Below are 235 nucleotides of genomic sequence, written 5' to 3' on the forward strand. Positions count from 1 at the left end.
TTCCATTTTTGTCTTATGGCGTACTTTATATAACATTCTCAGTACACCATGTTTTGTAAACTGATCTATATCAGTAAATACTTGTGAATTGTCTTTTTTAATCCATTCGACATCGTAATGGTCAAATGAAATATTTTGTCTTACTGCTATGTCCAAAAAACGTAGCAACTCACGCGCTTCCGCCCCGTTCTCGTACTGACTATAAACATGGAACGTGATAGCAATAATCTCACGC

The 235-nt window shown here is 36.2% G+C and carries 1 pseudogene; it reads right to left on the reverse strand.

Going from position 1 to position 235, the window contains the following annotated elements:
- Window positions 1-235 (reverse strand): annotated as a pseudogene (locus CD138_RS14575) (DUF3168 domain-containing protein); the annotation flags it as partial.

It is taken from the genome of Staphylococcus intermedius NCTC 11048 (assembly GCF_002902385.1).
GTDB classification, from domain to species: domain Bacteria; phylum Bacillota; class Bacilli; order Staphylococcales; family Staphylococcaceae; genus Staphylococcus; species Staphylococcus intermedius.